Genomic DNA, 15,740 nt, shown 5'->3' on the forward strand with positions numbered 1-15,740 from the left:
CGACGCGACCGACGACCGCGCGCCCAGCGCCGCTAGCGCCTCAGCGCTCGAACATCGCGATCGACTCCACATGCCCGGTATGCGGGAACATGTCCATCACCCCCGCCGCGCGCAGCTTCCAGCCCTTCTCGCGCACCAGATAGCCCGCGTCGCGCGCCAGCGAGGCCGGATGGCAGCTCACGTACACGATCCGCTTGAACTGCTTGAGCGGCAGCTGGGTCAGCACGAAATCGGCGCCCGAGCGCGGCGGATCCAGCAGCAGGCGGTCGAAGCCTTCGCGCATCCACGGCTCGCCGCTCAAATCCTTGCCCAAGTCCGCGGCGTAGAACTTCGCGTTGGGCAAACCGTTGTACTCGGCGTTCTCTCGCGCGCGCTTGACCAGCCCGGCCTCGCCTTCCACGCCGACCACCTCGCGCACGCGCCGCGCCAACGGCAAGGTGAAATTGCCCAGGCCGGCGAACAGGTCGAGCACGCGGTCTTCGGGCTGCGGTTCGAGCAAGTCCAGCGCGTGCTGGATCATGCGGCCGTTGAGCGAAGCGTTGACCTGGATGAAGTCCAGCGGGCGGAACTTGAGCCGCAAATCCCATTCCGGCAGCGAGAACTGCAACTGCGGATCGGCCGGCCACAGCGGATGCACGGTGTCCACGCCGCCGGGCTGCAGGAAGATCGCGAACTCGTGCTCGCGGCCGAACGCGGCCAGCTTGTCGCGGTCGCCCTGCGACAGCGGCGCCAAATGGCGGAAGGTCAGCGCGATGCCGCTGTGATCGCTCATGCGGTCGCCGCCGATGAACTCCACCTGCGGAATCTCGCGGCGCCCGTCCATGCCGTCGATCAGCGCGGCCAGCGCGGCGACCTTGTCGCCGACCGCCGGAATCACGGTTTCGCAGCGCGAGATGTCGGCGACGAAGCGCGGATCGTTCTCGCGGAAACCGACCAGCGTCTTGTCCTTCTTCTCGACCCGGCGCACCGAGAACCGGCCTTTGCGGCGATAGCCCCAGGCCGAATCGCTCAGCGCCGGCAGCACGCGCTCGGGCATCACGTGGCCGATGCGCTCGAAGTTCTCCATCAGCACGCGCTGCTTGGCCAGGATCTGCTTGTCCTCGGCCAGATGCTGCAGCGCGCAGCCGCCGCAGGTGCCGAAGTGCGCGCAGCGCGGATCGACGCGGTCGGGCGAAGCCTGCAGCACCTGCACGGCGATGGCTTCGTCGAAGCTGCGCGAACGCGCGGTCTGCTTGGCCATCACCCGCTCGCCCGGCAGCGCGCCGGACACGAACACCGCCTTCCCGGCGCTGTCGGGAGACTTGGGATCGGGACGGCGGCCGACGCCGCGGCCATCGTGGGTGAAATCGGAAATGGCGATTTCGAAAGGAGTTTGATCGATGCGGGCCACAGCGGCTGGCGGGGTTTTACGGCCGGGTATTGTCGCAGATTCGCGATACGGGGGATGGCGGGGAAACCGGAGGCTGAACGAGCGCCCGAACGGGAGCGCCGCTGGGACGGGCGTCGCGCCGAATCCGCGGCCACCGCCCGCTCGATCCCCTTGCCCACGGCCGCGCCGCAACCGGCGCCACCCAAAAAGCAAGAAAGCCCGCCTGAGCGGGCTTTCCTGCGCGATTCACCGTCCCCTCGATCCCTTGAGTCCCGGCTCCCGGCTCACTTCTGCTTCCAGCCGCCGCCGGCATCCTGATACCACCAGCCGCCCTTCGCGCTCTCGATCCACTGGCGCGAGAACACCTGACGGATCTGGCCTTCCCACTCGGGGTGGTTGTTGGCCACGGCGATTTCCTTGTAGACCGCGTTGGAATCGCGGTTCTGGTCGGCCACCGCCTGATTGACGCCGACCCGGTCCGACAGCGGGATCTTGGCCGCGTCGCGCACGCTCACCGTGCCGTTGCTGGCAAAGCCGAGCGCGCCGGAATCGAACTGCGCGCGCAGCTGCGCATCGAAACGCTGGGCCATGCGCGACTGGATCGCCTGGATCGCCGGGGTCTTGATCGAGATGTCCGGCGACTGCGCGCGGGCGCTGCCGATGCCGGCGACCGACCACCAGTCGATGCGGCTGGCGAGTTGGCGCCATTCCAGCGACTGGGCGCCTAGCGCGGCGCTGCCACCGGGCTTGCCGCCTTCCTTCGGCGCTTCGGGCTTGATCGGCTGCGCTTGATCGCCGATCACCTTCTCGACGAATTCCTTAGCGGCTTCCTTGGCCTCGGCGGCCGGGAAGTAGACGTTGATGGTCACGCAAGCCGTCAACATCACGGCGGCGACCGGTACTCCCATCCAACGGCGCATGTGCGGGTCCTTTCTGGTTGTGCGCGTCCGGCGCGGCGGGCCGCGGGGTCCGTCCGCGGCGGTGAACGAGTGGGCGCCATTGAACCACGGCGCCGTTGAACGGCAAGGCTACGCCGGCTTCATGGCGGCGCGCCCGGCGCCGCCGCGAATCCGGCTTCGATATCGGTCATTGCACCACCGGCTTGACGTCGCCCTTGCTCACCGCCTCCATGCGCTCCAGCAGCGTCGGCCAGTCCACGCGGTGGTTGTAGCCGACCACGTCCAGATGCGGCACGCCGGCGCCGCTGACGATGGTGAAACCGGGCTTGCCGTCGGGTCCGGCCTTGGCCGCGCTCAGCCCGCCCATCAGACAGACCTCGTCGGCGAGCTTGCACGAGATGCCCAAGCGGGCGTAACCGAAATCGTCGAAGAAACCGATCAAGCGGTCCTGCAGGCTGCCGACGAACGACGAATCGCCGACGCTCGACAGATCCTGCACCGCGCGCTGGCTGATGCGCTGGCGCACGCCGCGGGTTTTCTCGGTGTGCAGTTCGGCGTCGAACGCGGTCGGCTGCCAGTCCACCAGACGCAGATCGTCGATGCGGCCGAACAAGCGCCCGGTGATGCTGCCGAAACCGAACACGCCGGTCAGCGATTCCAGATCGATGTTGCGCAGCGCCAGATCCGAACTCAGCGTCGGCGCCACGCCGAGCGGACGCTCCATCGCCAGCGAAGAGACTTCCACCGTGCCGCCGAACAGCTGCATGGTCAGGCCGCCGTCGAGGTCCAGGCGCTCGTTGGCGTAATGCGCCTGAGGAATGCGGCCGCTGAGTTCGCCGGTGAACGCCGGCCAGTCCAGCGCCTTCGACAGCTGGGCCACGTCGAGCTTGTCCAGATTCAAGCCGAAGCGCAGGTCCAGACCGTTGCCGCCGGCCGGCGGGCGCAGGCGCAGATTGTCGGCGCCGACGCGGCCGCCGAGCATCGGGAACGAGATCGCGCGCTGCAAACGCAATTCGCCGTGATCGCTGGAGAACGGCAGGCGCGTCGGGCCGAATTCCAGCCCGTACAGCGCGCCGCTGCGCCAGCTCAGTTCGCTCTCGCGCGGCGCGGCGTCGGAGTACGCGAGGCTGCCGTCGAGGCCGTCGAAGCGGAAGCGGCCTTGCTCGTCGCGCAGGCGCACCTCGCGCAGCCGCGCGCGCGCCTGCGAGAGGTCGCCGCCGCGCAGGCTCAGGTGCGCGTCGAGGCCGCCGGAGAGTTCCAGCTTGGCGAGGCCGGCCAAGCCGAGGAAACCCGACAGATAGCGCTCGCGCAACGGCGCGATGTCGGGGCTGTCGATCTCCAGGTCGAGCGCCTCGACGCTGGCGTCGCCGCGCAGCGCGGCGCTGCCGGTCGCGGTCAGCGCGCCGGGGTCGGTCCAGGCGATGCGCGGCAGCCGCCAGCCTTGGCCGGGCGCGCTTTCGGCCTGCAGGTCCAGTTCGACCGGCTTGCCCTGCAGGGCGATGTAGGCGTTGCCGAACAGCATTTCGCCGTCGAGCAGGCGCCCGCCCAGGCGCACCCGGGTGACCGGGCCGAGTTCGCTGTCCACGCGCAGCTTGGCCGCGAGCTTTTCCCCGGCGACCAGGCCGTCGGGCGTGTCGAAGCCGGCGCCGTCCAGGCGCAGATCGCCGGCGATGCGCAGCGGCGCGCGCGCCGGGGCGACGATATCGATCCGGCCGTCGAGGGTGCCGGCCTTGAACCGCCCCTCGCTCCAGGCCTTGGCGGCCAGCGCCTGGGTCCAGGCCAGCGGCACCCGGGTGAGGTCGATGCGGGTCAGGTCGGGCGTGGCGGCGGCGCGCAGCAGCGACACCGCGCTGGCGCCGCGGCTCAGGCGCGCGTCGGTGTTGGCCACGCCCAGGTCCAGGGCCAGCGCCAGCGGCGCCCCGCCCTGCCCGCGCAGTTCGCCCCGGCATTGCCAGCCGCCGCGGCCGTCGCGCTGCAGCGGGCAGCGCCAGACCACGTTGTGGAAGCGGTAGCCCAGGTCCGGCGCCTCGATCCGTCCGGCCTGCAATTCCAGCTCGCCGCTCGCGGCGCCGTCGGGCCAGGCCAGCCGCACCCGCACCTGTTCGAGCTGCGCGACGCCGGTCGCGACCCGGGCGATCTTGGCGTTCAGCGTGCGCGCTTCACCATCGCCCGGCGCCGCCCAGCACAGGGGCAGCGACAAACCCACCAGTAGGCGTAACATGATCCGCGGCATGGATGCAGGATAGCGGGCGGAAGCGAACCGGCAATGAAGAATTCCCAGGTCCCACGCGTGTTGTTGGTCGAGGACGATCCCACCAGCCGCGCCTTTCTGACCGCGGCCGTGGAAGCCGTGCCCGCGCAGGTCGACGGCGCCGACAGTCTGGCCGCGGCGATGGCGCTGGGCGCCTCTCAGGATTACCAACTGTGGCTGTTCGATGCGCACCTGCCCGACGGCAGCGGCATCGATCTGCTCGCGCGCCTGCGCCGCTCGCATCCCGCCACGCCCGCGCTGGCGCACACCGCCACCGGCGAGAGCGAAGTGCGCGAACGCTTGATCGCGTCGGGGTTTTCGGAAGTGCTGGTCAAACCGCTGCCGGCCGCTGCGGTGCGCGGCGCGATCCGGCGCCTGCTCGACCTGCCCGATTGCGATGTGCCCCTCGCCGCCGCGGCGATCGAAGAAGCCGCCGCGCCGGTGTGGGACGACGACACCGCGGCACGCGCGCTCAACGGCAACCGTGCCCATATCGCGACGCTGCGCGGATTGTTCGTGCAGGAATTGCCGAACGCGCGGCGCTCGATCCTGGCCGCGGCGCAGCTCGGCAACCTCGACGCTTTGCGCGGCGAACTGCACAAGCTGCGCGCCAGTTGCGGTTTCGTCGGCGCGGCGCGATTGGCGCAGGCGGTGCAGGTCTTGCAGGCGCAGCCGGATTCCGCGCAGTCGCTGGAGCGGTTCGATCGCGCGGCGCAGGAAACGATCGATCGGGCGGAGTGATCGCCGCGGCGCATTGGGCCGGTCGCGATGCAGGCGGCGGCCCCGCCGCCGCGCCGCGAAGCCCAAAGCGCCTCCCGAAGTTGGAAGCCTCCCTCCCGTCATTCCGGCGAAAGCCGGAATCCATTTTGCTGTTGCCGTTGCTTCCGCGTTCTCTTGGCGGCAGAGCAAAATCAAAATGGATTCCGGCTTTCGCCGGAATGACGGGACAGAATTTCGGCTTTCGCCGGAATGGCGGGACAGGATTCCGGCTTTCGCCGGAACGACGGGACGGGATTCCGGCTTTCGCCGGAATGACGGGACAGGATTCCGGTTTTCGCCGGAATGACGGGGGGGGGAATTTGGCTTTCGCCGGTTCGTCCGAATGACGGGACCGTCGGGGCCGAAGGCTCGTTTGCGAGAGCGTCTCCACGAAAGCCAGGGCGGTTACGTGGCAGCGCGAAAGAGTCGGCGGCGGCGACGACATCGGGCTTGAAGAACTCGGCCACGAGAACGTTCCGCGAAAGCCGAATGGCATCCTCGCCTCGCGAATGATCCATCCGCAATCAGCGACACCGGACCTGAAGGCTGGCGCGAGGGCGCCCCACTACGACCCTAGCGTCTAAGCGCCGTCGCCGCGCGCGGGATCCGGCCGCGCCACGCGCGCCAGTTCCGCCATCATCTCCCACGACTTCAAACCGCGCGGGCCGAGGTGATGGGTCAGCACCGAGCGCAAGGCATGGCGCAGGCCCGGCAGGTCGCTGGCTTCGGGCAGGCTGTCGTTGGCCAGCGCGAGCAGGCCGCGCCCGGTCGCCGCGGCGTTGCGCTCGCCGTGGCCGCGATCGCTGAGCAAGCGGCGCGCGCCCTGCTCCGGGTCGAGCCGGTAACGCGCGGCCGGATCGATCGGCGCGCCGTCGGCGTCCACGCTCCAGTCGAAGCCCGAGCCCAATGCATCGAGCAGATCGCGCTCGAACCGGCGCAGCGTCCAAGCCAGATGCGGCCCGTCCAGGCGCGCGCGGGTGCGGCCGTAGAGTTCGTACAGCTCGAAGAACGGATCGCCGCGCGGCACCAGCCGCAGCACCAGTTCGTTGACGTAGAACCCGGCCAGCGCGGCGTCGCCGAGCAAGCGCGGCGCGGCGTCGATGGCTTCGGCCGCGGTCAGCCGCGCCAACTCGCCGCGCAGCAACGCATCCACGCGCACGTGCTGGAACGGCTGCAAGGCCGCGCGCAGCACCTGTTTCTTCGGTCCCTGCACGCCGCGCGCGACCAAGCCCACGCGCCCGTGCTGCTCGCTCAGCGCCTCGATCAGCACGCTGGTCTCGCGCCACGGCCGCACGTGGAGGATGTAGGCGGGTTCCGCGGTGAGGGCCATGGCGCTGAGAGCGGGGAATGGGGGAAAAAGGGGATTAGGGAATGGTGGGAGCGTTGGTGATTTGCGTTACGTCGGAAACCGAGCTCGCCGTAGTCGGCCGATCGGCGAGCGTCGCAATCTCGCGCCGCGCTTGCCCTTCCCTACTCCCTTAATTCCCTGCTCCCTGCTTCACTCGTACCCAAGCTGCCGCAGCGCGGCCTCGTCGTCCGACCAGCCCTCGCGCACGCGCACCCAGGTCTCCAGGAACACCTTGGAGCCGAACAAACGCTCCATCTGCACGCGCGCCTTGGCGCCGATTTCGCGCAGGCGCGCGCCGGCCTTGCCGATCACGATGGCTTTCTGGCCGTCGCGCTCGACCCAGATCACCGCCCCGATGCGCAGCATCGCGCCGTCGACCTCGAAGCGTTCGATCTCGACCGTGGTCGCGTACGGCAGCTCTTCGCCGAGCTGGCGCATGAGCTGTTCGCGCACCATTTCGCCGGCGAGGAAGCGCTGGCTCTTGTCGGTGATTTCGTCCTCGCCGTACAGCGGCGGCTGTTCGGGCAGCAGCGACAGCAGGGTTTTCACCAGCGCTTCCAGGCCGCTGCGCTTGAGCGCGGAGATCGGATGCACGCCGGCGAACTCGCGGCCCTCGGTGACCTTGGCCAGATACGGCAGCAGCTTGGTCTTGTCGGGAACGCGGTCGACCTGATTGACCACCAGCACCACCGGCAGGCCGGCGCCGCGCAGGGCGTCGTAGGCCAGGGTGTCTTCGTCGTCCCACTGGCCGGCGCGCACGACCAGCAGCGCGGCGTCGACGCCTTCCAGCGAGCCGCGCGCGGCGCGGTTCATCATCCGGTTCATCGCGCGCTTCTGCTCGCGGTGGATGCCGGGGGTGTCGACCAGCAGCAACTGGCCTTCGGGGAAGGTGGCGATGCCGAGCAGACGGTGGCGCGTGGTCTGCGGGCGCGGCGAGACGATGCTGACCTTGGCGCCGACGAGGGCGTTGGTCAGGGTGGATTTGCCGACGTTGGGTCGGCCGATGACGGCGACGTAGCCGGCGCGGTGCGGGGAGGAAGTCATGGGGGAATTGTCCGCTGGGGCGGCGGGGAGGGCAAATTGGGGGGAAGATGGAGCGGGAAAGGTGGAGCGGGGATGGGGAACTGTGGGGGCGGGCCGGATTTGGCTGCCTGTGGCGGTTTGCGGGGTGCTTAAACGAAAGGCCCGCCGAAAGGCGGGCCTGGGGCGGCGGTAGCTGGGCCGCTTCGTTCAGTCGTCGGCTTTGAGCTGGCGCAGCACTTCCTCGGCGGCGAGCTGTTCGGCGGCGCGGCGCGAGCCGGCTTCGCCGTCGGCGCTCAGCGCCGGTTGGCCGATGCTGCAGCTCACCCGGAAGGTCTTGGCGTGGTCTTCGCCGCTTTCCGACAGCAGCGCGTACACCGGCAGCGGTTTCTGCCGGCCCTGCAGCCATTCCTGCAGGCGGGTCTTGGCGTCCTTGCCGACCTTGTGCGCGGGCGGCAGCGCGTCCATCGCCGGCAGGAACCACGGCAGCACCTGGGCGCGGCAGGTCTCGAAGCCGGCGTCGAGGTAGATCGCGCCGACCACGGCTTCCAGCGCGTCGGCCAGGATCGAGTCGCGGCGGTGGCCGCCGGACTTCATTTCGCCCGGCCCCAGGGTCAGGCGCGCGCCGAGCTCCAGCGCGCGCGCGATCGGCGCCAGCGCCGATTCGCGCACCAACTCGGCCCGGGCGCGGGTCAGCGCGCCCTCGTCGGCCTGCGGCCAGCGCTGGTACAGCGCTTCGGCCACGATCAGATTCACCAACGCGTCGCCGAGGAATTCCAGCCGCTCGTTGTGCGGCGCTCCGGCGCTGCGGTGGGTCAGCGCTTGATCCAGCAGGGCCGGATGGGCGAAGCGGTGGGCGATCGGATCAGTCACCTTCTTTCGTGGTCATCTGTTGCGTCGCGTGGAAGCGGCCGACCACGTCGAGGTTGGCGATCACCGGACGGCGCACTTCGTAATCCACGTTGATTTCCATGCCGCGGTCGCTGCGGCGGATCTTGAAGTTCTCCGGCTTCACGCTGTCGACATAGCTCATGTCCATGCGGCGGAAGAACAGATCGCGGGCCTTGGCCGGATCCATGCTGCCGGCGCCCGGCTCCTTGGCCAGATCGGCGAGCGAACGCTTGACCGAATAGAACTCGCTGTACATCGGCACCAGCTTCATGCCGACGTAGGCGAACACGCCGACCACGGCCAGCGTGATGATGAAACCCAGCAGAGTGATGCCGCGCTGATTACGCTTCATGAGCTTGAATCCCCGTTTGCTCTAAGTGCCGAACCCGACGGACGGATGCCGTCGAAGCCGATGCCGACCGTGCCGTCCCAAGCGCGCCGCTCCCTACCCCGATCCCCCGACGTCCGGCCCCCGGCCGGCGCCGTTACGGAATGCTATTACCGATCCGGGAAAAATCCACGCCTTCGTCGAAATTCATCCAGATCAGGAAGGCGCGGCCGCGCAGGTTCTGCTCCGGCAGGTAGCCCCAGTATCGGCTGTCCTCGCTGTTGTCGCGATTGTCGCCCATCACAAAATATTCGCCTTTGGGGACGACCCAGTCGCCCTCGCCCTGGTCGAGCAGCGGCGATTCGGTGCGCAGCAGGATCCGGTGCACGTGTTTGCCGACTTGCTCGCTCAATTCTTGCGCACCGGTCATTTCCGTGCCGTTGCCGCGGCCCTGGTAGGTGCCGACCGGGGTGTAGGCGATCGGCTCGCCGTTCACGGTCAGGCGGCCGTCGCGGTAGCTGACCTTGTCGCCGGGCAGGCCGATGATGCGCTTGATCCAGTCCTGCTCGGGATGGTGCGGCGGACGGAACACGACCACGTCGCCGCGCTCGGGCTCGCCCATCGCCAGCACTTTCTGGTTGGTGATCGGCAGGCGCAGGCCGTAGGTGAACTTGTTGACCAGGATGAAGTCGCCGGTCAGCAGCGTCGGCATCATCGAGTTCGACGGAATGCGGAACGGCTCGGCCACGAAGCTGCGCAGGATCAGCACCACGAACAGCACCGGGAAGAACGCCTTGGAGTAGTCGACGAGGACCGGCTCCTTGCCGTCGTCGAGCAATCCTTCGCGCGCGGCGCGGCGCTTGGCCAGCACCATCTTGTCCAGCAGCCACACCAGGCCGGTGAACAGGGTCAGCGACACCAGGGCGATTTCGAACCAACGCATGCTTGTTCCTTTTGGGGATGCCGGGAGTCGGGAACCGGAAACGGAGAATCGGCCGAAGCCGCTCCGCGTTCCCTACCCCGCACCCGCCGCCACGAGAGTGGTTGAAGACGAAAACTCCGGGAACCGAATCGCGGCCGCTACGCCGACGACGCCCGATCCCCCATTCCCTATTCCCGTCGTCCTAATTACTTGCTGTCGGTCGAAAGCACCGCCAGGAACGCTTCCTGCGGGATCTCGACCCGACCGACCTGCTTCATCCGCTTCTTGCCCTCTTTCTGCTTCTCGAGGAGCTTCTTCTTGCGGCTGATGTCGCCACCATAGCACTTAGCCAAAACGTTCTTGCGCATGGCCTTGACCGTGCTGCGCGCGATGATTTGCGAGCCGATCGCGGCCTGGATCGCGACGTCGAACATCTGCCGCGGGATCAGATCCTTCATCTTCTCGCACAGCTCGCGGCCGCGCCGGTCGGCGTGGCTGCGGTGGACGATGATCGACAGCGCATCGACCTTGTCGCCGTTGATCAGCGTGTCCACGCGCACGAACGGACCTTCCTGGAAACGCAGGAAGTGGTAGTCCAGCGAGGCGTAGCCGCGGCTGACCGACTTGAGCTTGTCGAAGAAGTCCAGCACCACCTCGGCCATCGGCAGCTCGTAGCTGATCTGCACCTGGCTGGCCATGTAGGTGATGCCGATCTGCACGCCGCGCTTTTCCTCGCACAGCTTGATCACGTTGCCGATGTAGTCCGGCGGGGTGAGGATGTTGGCGCGGATCACCGGCTCGCGGATTTCCTGGACCATGTTCACCGGCGGCAGCTTGGCCGGGTTGTCCATCGGGATCGTGGTGCCGTCGGTCTTGAGCACCTCGTAGATCACCGTGGGCGCGGTGGAAATCAGGTTGAGGTCGTACTCGCGCTCCAGGCGCTCCTGCACGATCTCCATGTGCAGCATGCCGAGGAAGCCGCAGCGGAAGCCGAAGCCCATCGCCTCGGAGCTTTCCGGCTCGAAGCGCAGCGCGGCGTCGTTGAGGCGCAGTTTTTCCAGGGCTTCGCGCAACGCCGGGTAGTCCTCGGCGTCGACCGGGAACAGGCCGGCGAACACACGCGGCTGCATTTCCTGGAAGCCCGGCAGCGGACCCGGCGCCGGATCGCCGGACAGGGTCAGGGTGTCGCCGACCGGCGCGCCGTGCACGTCCTTGATCGACGCTGTGATCCAGCCCACCTCGCCGGCGCCGAGCTTGGGCAGCTCCTTGCGCTTGGGGGTGAACACGCCGACCTTGTCGACCTGATGGGTGCGCCCGGTCGACATCACCAGGATCTTGCTGCCCGGCTTGATCTCGCCCTGCATGACCCGCACCAGCGAGACCACGCCGAGGTAGTTGTCGAACCACGAGTCGATGATCAGCGCTTGCAGCTTGTCGGTGTCGCGCGGCTTCGGCGGCGGGATGCGGTGGACGATGGCCTCCAGCACCAGTTCGACGTTGAGGCCGGTCTTGGCGCTGATCGCCACCGCGTCCTCGGCGTCGATGCCGATCACCGCCTCGATCTCCTTCTTGGCGCGATCGGTGTCGGCGGTGGGCAGGTCGATCTTGTTGAGCACCGGCACCACTTCCAGGCCCTGCTCGACCGCGGTGTAGCAGTTGGCGACCGACTGCGCTTCCACGCCCTGGGCGGCGTCGACCACCAGCAGCGCGCCCTCGCAGGCGGCCAGCGAACGGCTGACTTCGTAGCTGAAGTCGACGTGGCCGGGGGTGTCGATGAAATTGAGCTGGTAGGTGTTGCCGTCCTTGGCCTTGTACGGCAAGGAGACGGACTGCGCCTTGATGGTGATGCCGCGTTCGCGCTCGATCGGATTGGAGTCGAGCACCTGCGCTTCCATCTCGCGCGCTTCGAGGCCTCCGCACAGTTGGATGATGCGGTCGGCGAGCGTCGACTTGCCGTGGTCGACGTGGGCGATGATGGAGAAGTTTCTGATCAGATGCATGCAGGACGACGCGGGACTCGCCGGCTCCAAGGTTGAGCGGACAGGAAAATTAACGGGACATTATCGCACAGCCCCGACGGCAGGTCGCGGCGGTGCGAGGGCCGCGGGCGTCCGGGTTCACGGATCGCACCGTTCGCCCGGTCCGGCACGGCCGGGCGGCGGATGCGACGACGCCCGCCGGGGACGGCGGGCGTTCGTTGCGACGGATGCGGCGGTACGCAGGCCCGGCTGAAACGGCCGGAAGGCTCCGCAACGAAGGCCGCGCAGCGCGGCGAGCCGGCGCGGGCCGTCCCGCGCCGCCCGCTTCACCGGGATCGCCCGGCCCGGACCGGCCCGACGCCGCTTACTTGCCCTCGCCCGCCTGGACCGCGATGAACTGGGTCTGCGCGCCGCGCCGGATCAGCAGCATCACGGTCTGGCCCGGCCGGGTGCCGGCCAGCGCTCGGTTCAGCGCCGCGGCGCTGCCGACCGGGGTGCGGCCGACCGAGAGCACCACGTCGCCCGGACGCACGCCGGCGTCGCCGGCATCGCCCGGGTCGCGCACCAGCACGCCCTCGCCCGTCTTCAGGCCCAGGCGCTGGCGCGCGGCGGGGTCGACGTCCTGGACCGCGAGCGAAAGCGGGTTGCCCTTGGCGTTGGAGGCCGACGAAGAACCGTCGTCGCGGTCGGACGGATTCGCCGCGCCCGCGCCGCCGGCGAGGCTGGCGTCGAGTTCGTTGACCGCCACGCTGAACTCGACCGTCTTGCCGTCGCGGAACACGCCGAGCTTGGCCTTGGTGCCCGGCGCCATGTTGCCGATCAGCGGCGGCAGGTCGCTGGACTCGCGCACCGCGGCGCCGTTGACGCTGCGGATCACGTCGCCGGGCTGCAAGCCGGCCTTCTCCGCCGGACCGCCCGGCACCACCTGCGAGATCAGCGCGCCGCTGCCGTCGGGCAAGCCCAGGCTCTTGGCGCCGTCCAGGGTCATCGCCTGCACCACCACCCCGAGCTGCCCGCGACTGACCTTGCCCTTGGCCCGCAACTGCTCGGCCGAGTTCATCGCCACGTCGATCGGAATGGCGAAGCTCACGCCCATGTAGCCGCCGGAGTTGGAGAAGATCTGCGAGTTGATGCCGACCACCTCGCCCGCGGTGTTGAGCAGCGGACCGCCGGAGTTGCCCTGGTTGATCGCCACGTCGGTCTGGATGAAGGGCACGTAGCGCTGATCGGCGTACGGGTTGGCGCGGCCGACCGCGCTGACGATGCCGGCGGTGACCGAGTGGTCGAGGCCGAACGGCGAGCCGATCGCCACCACCCACTGCCCGGCCTTGGTCAGGCTGGCGTTGGCGCTGCGCAGGAACGGCAGGCCCTTGGCGTCGATCTTGAGCAGGGCCACGTCGGACTGCTCGTCGCTGCCGATCACCTTGGCCTTGAACTCGCGCCGGTCGGTCAGCTTGACCGTGACCGTGTCGGCGCCGTCGACCACGTGGTGGTTGGTCAGCACATAGCCGTCCTGGGAAATCAGGAAGCCGCTGCCGATCGAGCGCGCGCCGCCGCGCGGCTGGCGCGGGCCCTGGCCCTGACCCGGCCCGCCGCCCTGGCCGGGGAAATCGGGACCGAAGAAACGGCGGAAGAATTCGGGGATCTGGTCCTCGTCCGGCATCTGGTTGCGCGAACGGGTCTCGCGCTTAGGCGCGACCTCGGCGCTGATGTTGACCACGGCCGGGCCGACGCGCTGGACCAGCTGGGTGAAGTCCGGCAGGCCGGCGACGATGGGCGCGGCCGGGGTCGCCGAGGGCGGCGGCGCGATCGGCGTGGTCGGCGGCTGCGCGGTGCAGGCCACCGGCAGCGCCGCGATGATCGCGCCGACCAGGGCCAGCGACTGCAACGGCCGGCTGCGCGGACGGCGGCGGGCGGAAAGGTTCGAAGACGGGGCTTGGGTCGACGGAAGATTCATGGCGGCGGCCTCGATACGACGTGGATGGTCCATGGTGAGGGGCGATATGCGGCAAAACCGCGGCAAGGCGATCCCGTTGCGCGGACGGGCCGCGCAGGCGGGAAAGGTTCGGGGGAAGACCCGGCCGTCGTCGCCGGCGCGGGCCCGCTCGGGGCGATGCGGGCTCGGCCGCACCGCCTCAGCTTAGGGTTGCTGCGGCTGCGGTTCCTGGACCGGCGGCCGGGTTCGCGCGGCGGCTTCCTGCGCCGGCTCGAACGGGTAGAACGACGGCGACACCGCGCTGGAGCCGTAGCTGGCGGTGTAGGCGCTGTTGCTGGGGTAGTTCGGCAGCGCCGCGCGCGGCCACGGACGGCTCGCCGGGGCTTCGCTCTGCTGCGGCCGGAACGGGTTGGCGCCGGAGTTGGCGGCGGAACCGGCGCGGGCGTCGGCGACCATCGACGCGCCGCCGGCGGCGGCGACCTGCAGCGGCGCCTCCTGGCTCTGGCGCTCGGACGCGCGCACCGCGGCGCGCTGGCTCTGGCCGCGCGAACGGCGCTCGTTGAGGCGGCGCGGCAGCTCGGCCACGGCCACCGCCGCGCCGGCCGCGAGGCCGGTGGCGTCGGCCGAGGTCAGGCCGGTTTCGGCCGGGGTATTGGCCGCGACCGCCTGCGGCGCCGGAGCCGGCACCGGTTGCGGCGCGGGCTGCGTCGGCTGAGCCGCCTGCGCGGCGACCTGGGCCGGATCGCCGGCGCCGGCCGGGGTTTCGTCGGAGAACGGCCGCGCCACGAACAGCGCCGCCACCGCGACCGAGGCCGCCAGCGCCGCGCCGCCGAACCAGCCGCGGCGCGATCCGGCCGCCTTGCGCGGCTTCACTTCGGTGGCCGCCGGCGCGGCGCTCGCCGCGGCCTGGCTGGCCTGCAACGCGGCGTCGGCCTGGATCGCCGCGGCCACGCGCTCGGCGAAGCCCTGAGCGGCGAAGCCCGGCGCCGGCTCGGCCGCGCCGTGGGCGCGGCGGCGCAACACGTCGCCGCACAGCTGCCAGCGGCCGCAGGCCTCGCGCCATTGCGCGTCGTGACCGAGCCGCTTGAGCGCGAAGCGCGCGCCGTCGTCGAGTTCGCCGTCGAATAGCGCGCTCAACGTCTCGCGTTCGTCGCCATGGAGAGGGGTGGAGGTCATCAGTGAGCGCGCTCCCTGGTGCGGTGGGTACCTTGGTCTTGATTGTCCAAGAGGGGCCGAAGTTCCGTATCGATCGCCTCGCGTGCGCGGAAGATGCGCGAACGCACGGTGCCGATCGGGCAATTCATCTTCTGCGCGATCTCTTCGTAACTCAGGCCTTCCACCTCGCGCAGGGTGATCGCAGACCTCAACTCTTCCGGCAGGGATTCGACCACGCGCATCACCGTGCGTTCGATTTCCTGCCGCAGCAGTTCGTGTTCGGGCGTATCGGTGTCGCGCAGGCGGATGCCGGTCTCGAACTGCTCGGCGTCGCCGGCGTCGATGTCGTCGGTCGGCGGGCGCCGGTTCTGCGCGACGAGATGGTTTTTGGCGGTATTCACGGCGATGCGGTGCAACCACGTATAGAACTGCGCGTCGCCGCGGAAATTCGCCATCGCGCGGTAAGCGCGGATGAAGGTTTCCTGGGCCACGTCCTGGCATTCGCTCCAGTCGGGGATGTAGCGCCCGATCAACGCGGTGATCCGATGCTGGTACTTGCGCACCAAGGCATCGAAGGCCGCGCTGTCGCCGCGCTGGACACGCCTGACCAGCTCCTGGTCCAACAACTCGTTATCGGCCATACCGCGCCGGCACTCCTGTCGGCTCGGCGCATGGCCGAGCAATGGGACAACCCTGTCGGGGCAAAAGTTCAATCGTCGGAGTAATGGGGCCGCCGGCGACCGCTCGCAACCGCCAAGTGTCACATACCGCGGGGCGGACGTGCCCGCACGCCGGCTGAAAGCCCCGCCGGACGGCCGCCGCCGGGGGCTCGGACGGCGCCGATTTGACGGCGGCCGAACCAGATCGGGATGATAGCGGCCTA

The 15,740-nt window shown here is 69.4% G+C and carries 14 protein-coding genes; 1 reads left to right on the forward strand and 13 read right to left on the reverse strand.

Annotated features, from left to right (window positions below; genetic code table 11):
- Window positions 1–40 precede the first annotated feature (40 nt).
- The 3 genes from rlmD to J5226_RS20890 form a co-directional block, all read right to left on the reverse strand.
- The gene (rlmD, locus tag J5226_RS20880; protein ID WP_215836701.1) at window positions 41–1,390 is read right to left on the reverse strand and encodes a 23S rRNA (uracil(1939)-C(5))-methyltransferase RlmD; all 1,350 of its coding nucleotides are present in this window, start codon (window positions 1,388–1,390) and stop codon (window positions 41–43) included.
- A 263-nt stretch (window positions 1,391–1,653) separates the two neighbouring features.
- On the reverse strand, window positions 1,654–2,289 hold the full coding sequence (locus J5226_RS20885; protein ID WP_215836702.1) for a DUF1318 domain-containing protein: 636 nt from the start codon (window positions 2,287–2,289) through the stop codon (window positions 1,654–1,656).
- A gap of 166 nt (window positions 2,290–2,455) precedes the next feature.
- A complete protein-coding gene (locus tag J5226_RS20890) occupies window positions 2,456–4,489 on the reverse strand; it encodes a hypothetical protein (RefSeq protein WP_215836703.1) in 2,034 nt (677 codons plus the stop codon).
- Between the two features lie 45 nt (window positions 4,490–4,534).
- On the opposite strand from J5226_RS20890, the gene J5226_RS20895 reads away from it, so the two are divergent.
- On the forward strand, window positions 4,535–5,260 hold the full coding sequence (locus J5226_RS20895; protein WP_215836704.1) for a response regulator: 726 nt from the start codon (window positions 4,535–4,537) through the stop codon (window positions 5,258–5,260).
- A 170-nt stretch (window positions 5,261–5,430) separates the two neighbouring features.
- Here the strand turns inward: J5226_RS20895 and J5226_RS20900 are convergent, their stop codons facing one another.
- The 10 genes from J5226_RS20900 to rpoE form a co-directional block, all read right to left on the reverse strand.
- Window positions 5,431–5,745: a hypothetical protein gene (locus J5226_RS20900; RefSeq protein ID WP_215836705.1), complete on the reverse strand. Its 315-nt coding sequence runs from the start codon at window positions 5,743–5,745 to the stop codon at window positions 5,431–5,433.
- Between the two features lie 113 nt (window positions 5,746–5,858).
- Window positions 5,859–6,608, reverse strand: coding sequence for a DNA repair protein RecO (gene recO / locus J5226_RS20905; RefSeq protein ID WP_215836706.1), 750 nt, complete (start codon window positions 6,606–6,608; stop codon window positions 5,859–5,861).
- 168 nt (window positions 6,609–6,776) lie between these two features.
- Complete coding sequence (era, locus tag J5226_RS20910; protein WP_215836707.1) at window positions 6,777–7,670, reverse strand: GTPase Era; 894 nt, start codon at window positions 7,668–7,670, stop codon at window positions 6,777–6,779.
- A gap of 186 nt (window positions 7,671–7,856) precedes the next feature.
- On the reverse strand, window positions 7,857–8,519 hold the full coding sequence (gene rnc / locus J5226_RS20915) for a ribonuclease III (protein WP_215836708.1): 663 nt from the start codon (window positions 8,517–8,519) through the stop codon (window positions 7,857–7,859).
- Window positions 8,512–8,889, reverse strand: a complete 378-nt coding sequence (locus J5226_RS20920) for a DUF4845 domain-containing protein (RefSeq protein WP_215836709.1) — start codon at window positions 8,887–8,889, stop codon at window positions 8,512–8,514. Before J5226_RS20920 ends, rnc begins: the two co-directional genes overlap by 8 nt.
- A gap of 133 nt (window positions 8,890–9,022) precedes the next feature.
- Window positions 9,023–9,808 (reverse strand): signal peptidase I, encoded by a 786-nt coding sequence (gene lepB / locus J5226_RS20925; RefSeq protein ID WP_215836710.1) that lies wholly within the window; start codon window positions 9,806–9,808, stop codon window positions 9,023–9,025.
- A gap of 185 nt (window positions 9,809–9,993) precedes the next feature.
- Window positions 9,994–11,787 carry a translation elongation factor 4 gene (gene lepA, locus J5226_RS20930; protein WP_215836711.1) on the reverse strand — a complete coding sequence of 598 codons (1,794 nt, stop codon included), beginning with the start codon at window positions 11,785–11,787 and terminating at the stop codon, window positions 9,994–9,996.
- Between the two features lie 343 nt (window positions 11,788–12,130).
- Window positions 12,131–13,723, reverse strand: coding sequence for a DegQ family serine endoprotease (locus J5226_RS20935; RefSeq protein WP_215836712.1), 1,593 nt, complete (start codon window positions 13,721–13,723; stop codon window positions 12,131–12,133).
- 183 nt (window positions 13,724–13,906) lie between these two features.
- Complete coding sequence (locus J5226_RS20940; protein WP_215836713.1) at window positions 13,907–14,878, reverse strand: sigma-E factor negative regulatory protein; 972 nt, start codon at window positions 14,876–14,878, stop codon at window positions 13,907–13,909.
- Window positions 14,878–15,498, reverse strand: a complete 621-nt coding sequence (rpoE, locus tag J5226_RS20945) for an RNA polymerase sigma factor RpoE (RefSeq protein WP_207523930.1) — start codon at window positions 15,496–15,498, stop codon at window positions 14,878–14,880. Before rpoE ends, J5226_RS20940 begins: the two co-directional genes overlap by 1 nt.
- Between the last annotated feature and the right edge of the window lie 242 nt (window positions 15,499–15,740).

It is taken from the genome of Lysobacter sp. K5869, assembly GCF_018847975.1.
Taxonomy (GTDB): domain Bacteria; phylum Pseudomonadota; class Gammaproteobacteria; order Xanthomonadales; family Xanthomonadaceae; genus Lysobacter.

Bases quoted from the DNA above. Each gene is read 5' to 3' on its own strand.
- J5226_RS20885 (WP_215836702.1), bottom strand. From the start codon at position 2,289: ATGCGCCGTTGGATGGGAGTACCGGTCGCCGCCGTGATGTTGACGGCT.
- J5226_RS20890 (WP_215836703.1), bottom strand. From the start codon at position 4,489: ATGTTACGCCTACTGGTGGGTTTGTCGCTGCCCCTGTGCTGGGCGGCG.
- J5226_RS20895 (WP_215836704.1), top strand. From the start codon at position 4,535: ATGAAGAATTCCCAGGTCCCACGCGTGTTGTTGGTCGAGGACGATCCC.
- recO (WP_215836706.1), bottom strand. From the start codon at position 6,608: ATGGCCCTCACCGCGGAACCCGCCTACATCCTCCACGTGCGGCCGTGG.
- era (WP_215836707.1), bottom strand. From the start codon at position 7,670: ATGACTTCCTCCCCGCACCGCGCCGGCTACGTCGCCGTCATCGGCCGA.
- J5226_RS20920 (WP_215836709.1), bottom strand. From the start codon at position 8,889: ATGAAGCGTAATCAGCGCGGCATCACTCTGCTGGGTTTCATCATCACG.
- lepB (WP_215836710.1), bottom strand. From the start codon at position 9,808: ATGCGTTGGTTCGAAATCGCCCTGGTGTCGCTGACCCTGTTCACCGGC.
- lepA (WP_215836711.1), bottom strand. From the start codon at position 11,787: ATGCATCTGATCAGAAACTTCTCCATCATCGCCCACGTCGACCACGGC.
- J5226_RS20935 (WP_215836712.1), bottom strand. From the start codon at position 13,723: ATGAATCTTCCGTCGACCCAAGCCCCGTCTTCGAACCTTTCCGCCCGC.
- J5226_RS20940 (WP_215836713.1), bottom strand. From the start codon at position 14,878: ATGACCTCCACCCCTCTCCATGGCGACGAACGCGAGACGTTGAGCGCG.
- rpoE (WP_207523930.1), bottom strand. From the start codon at position 15,498: ATGGCCGATAACGAGTTGTTGGACCAGGAGCTGGTCAGGCGTGTCCAG.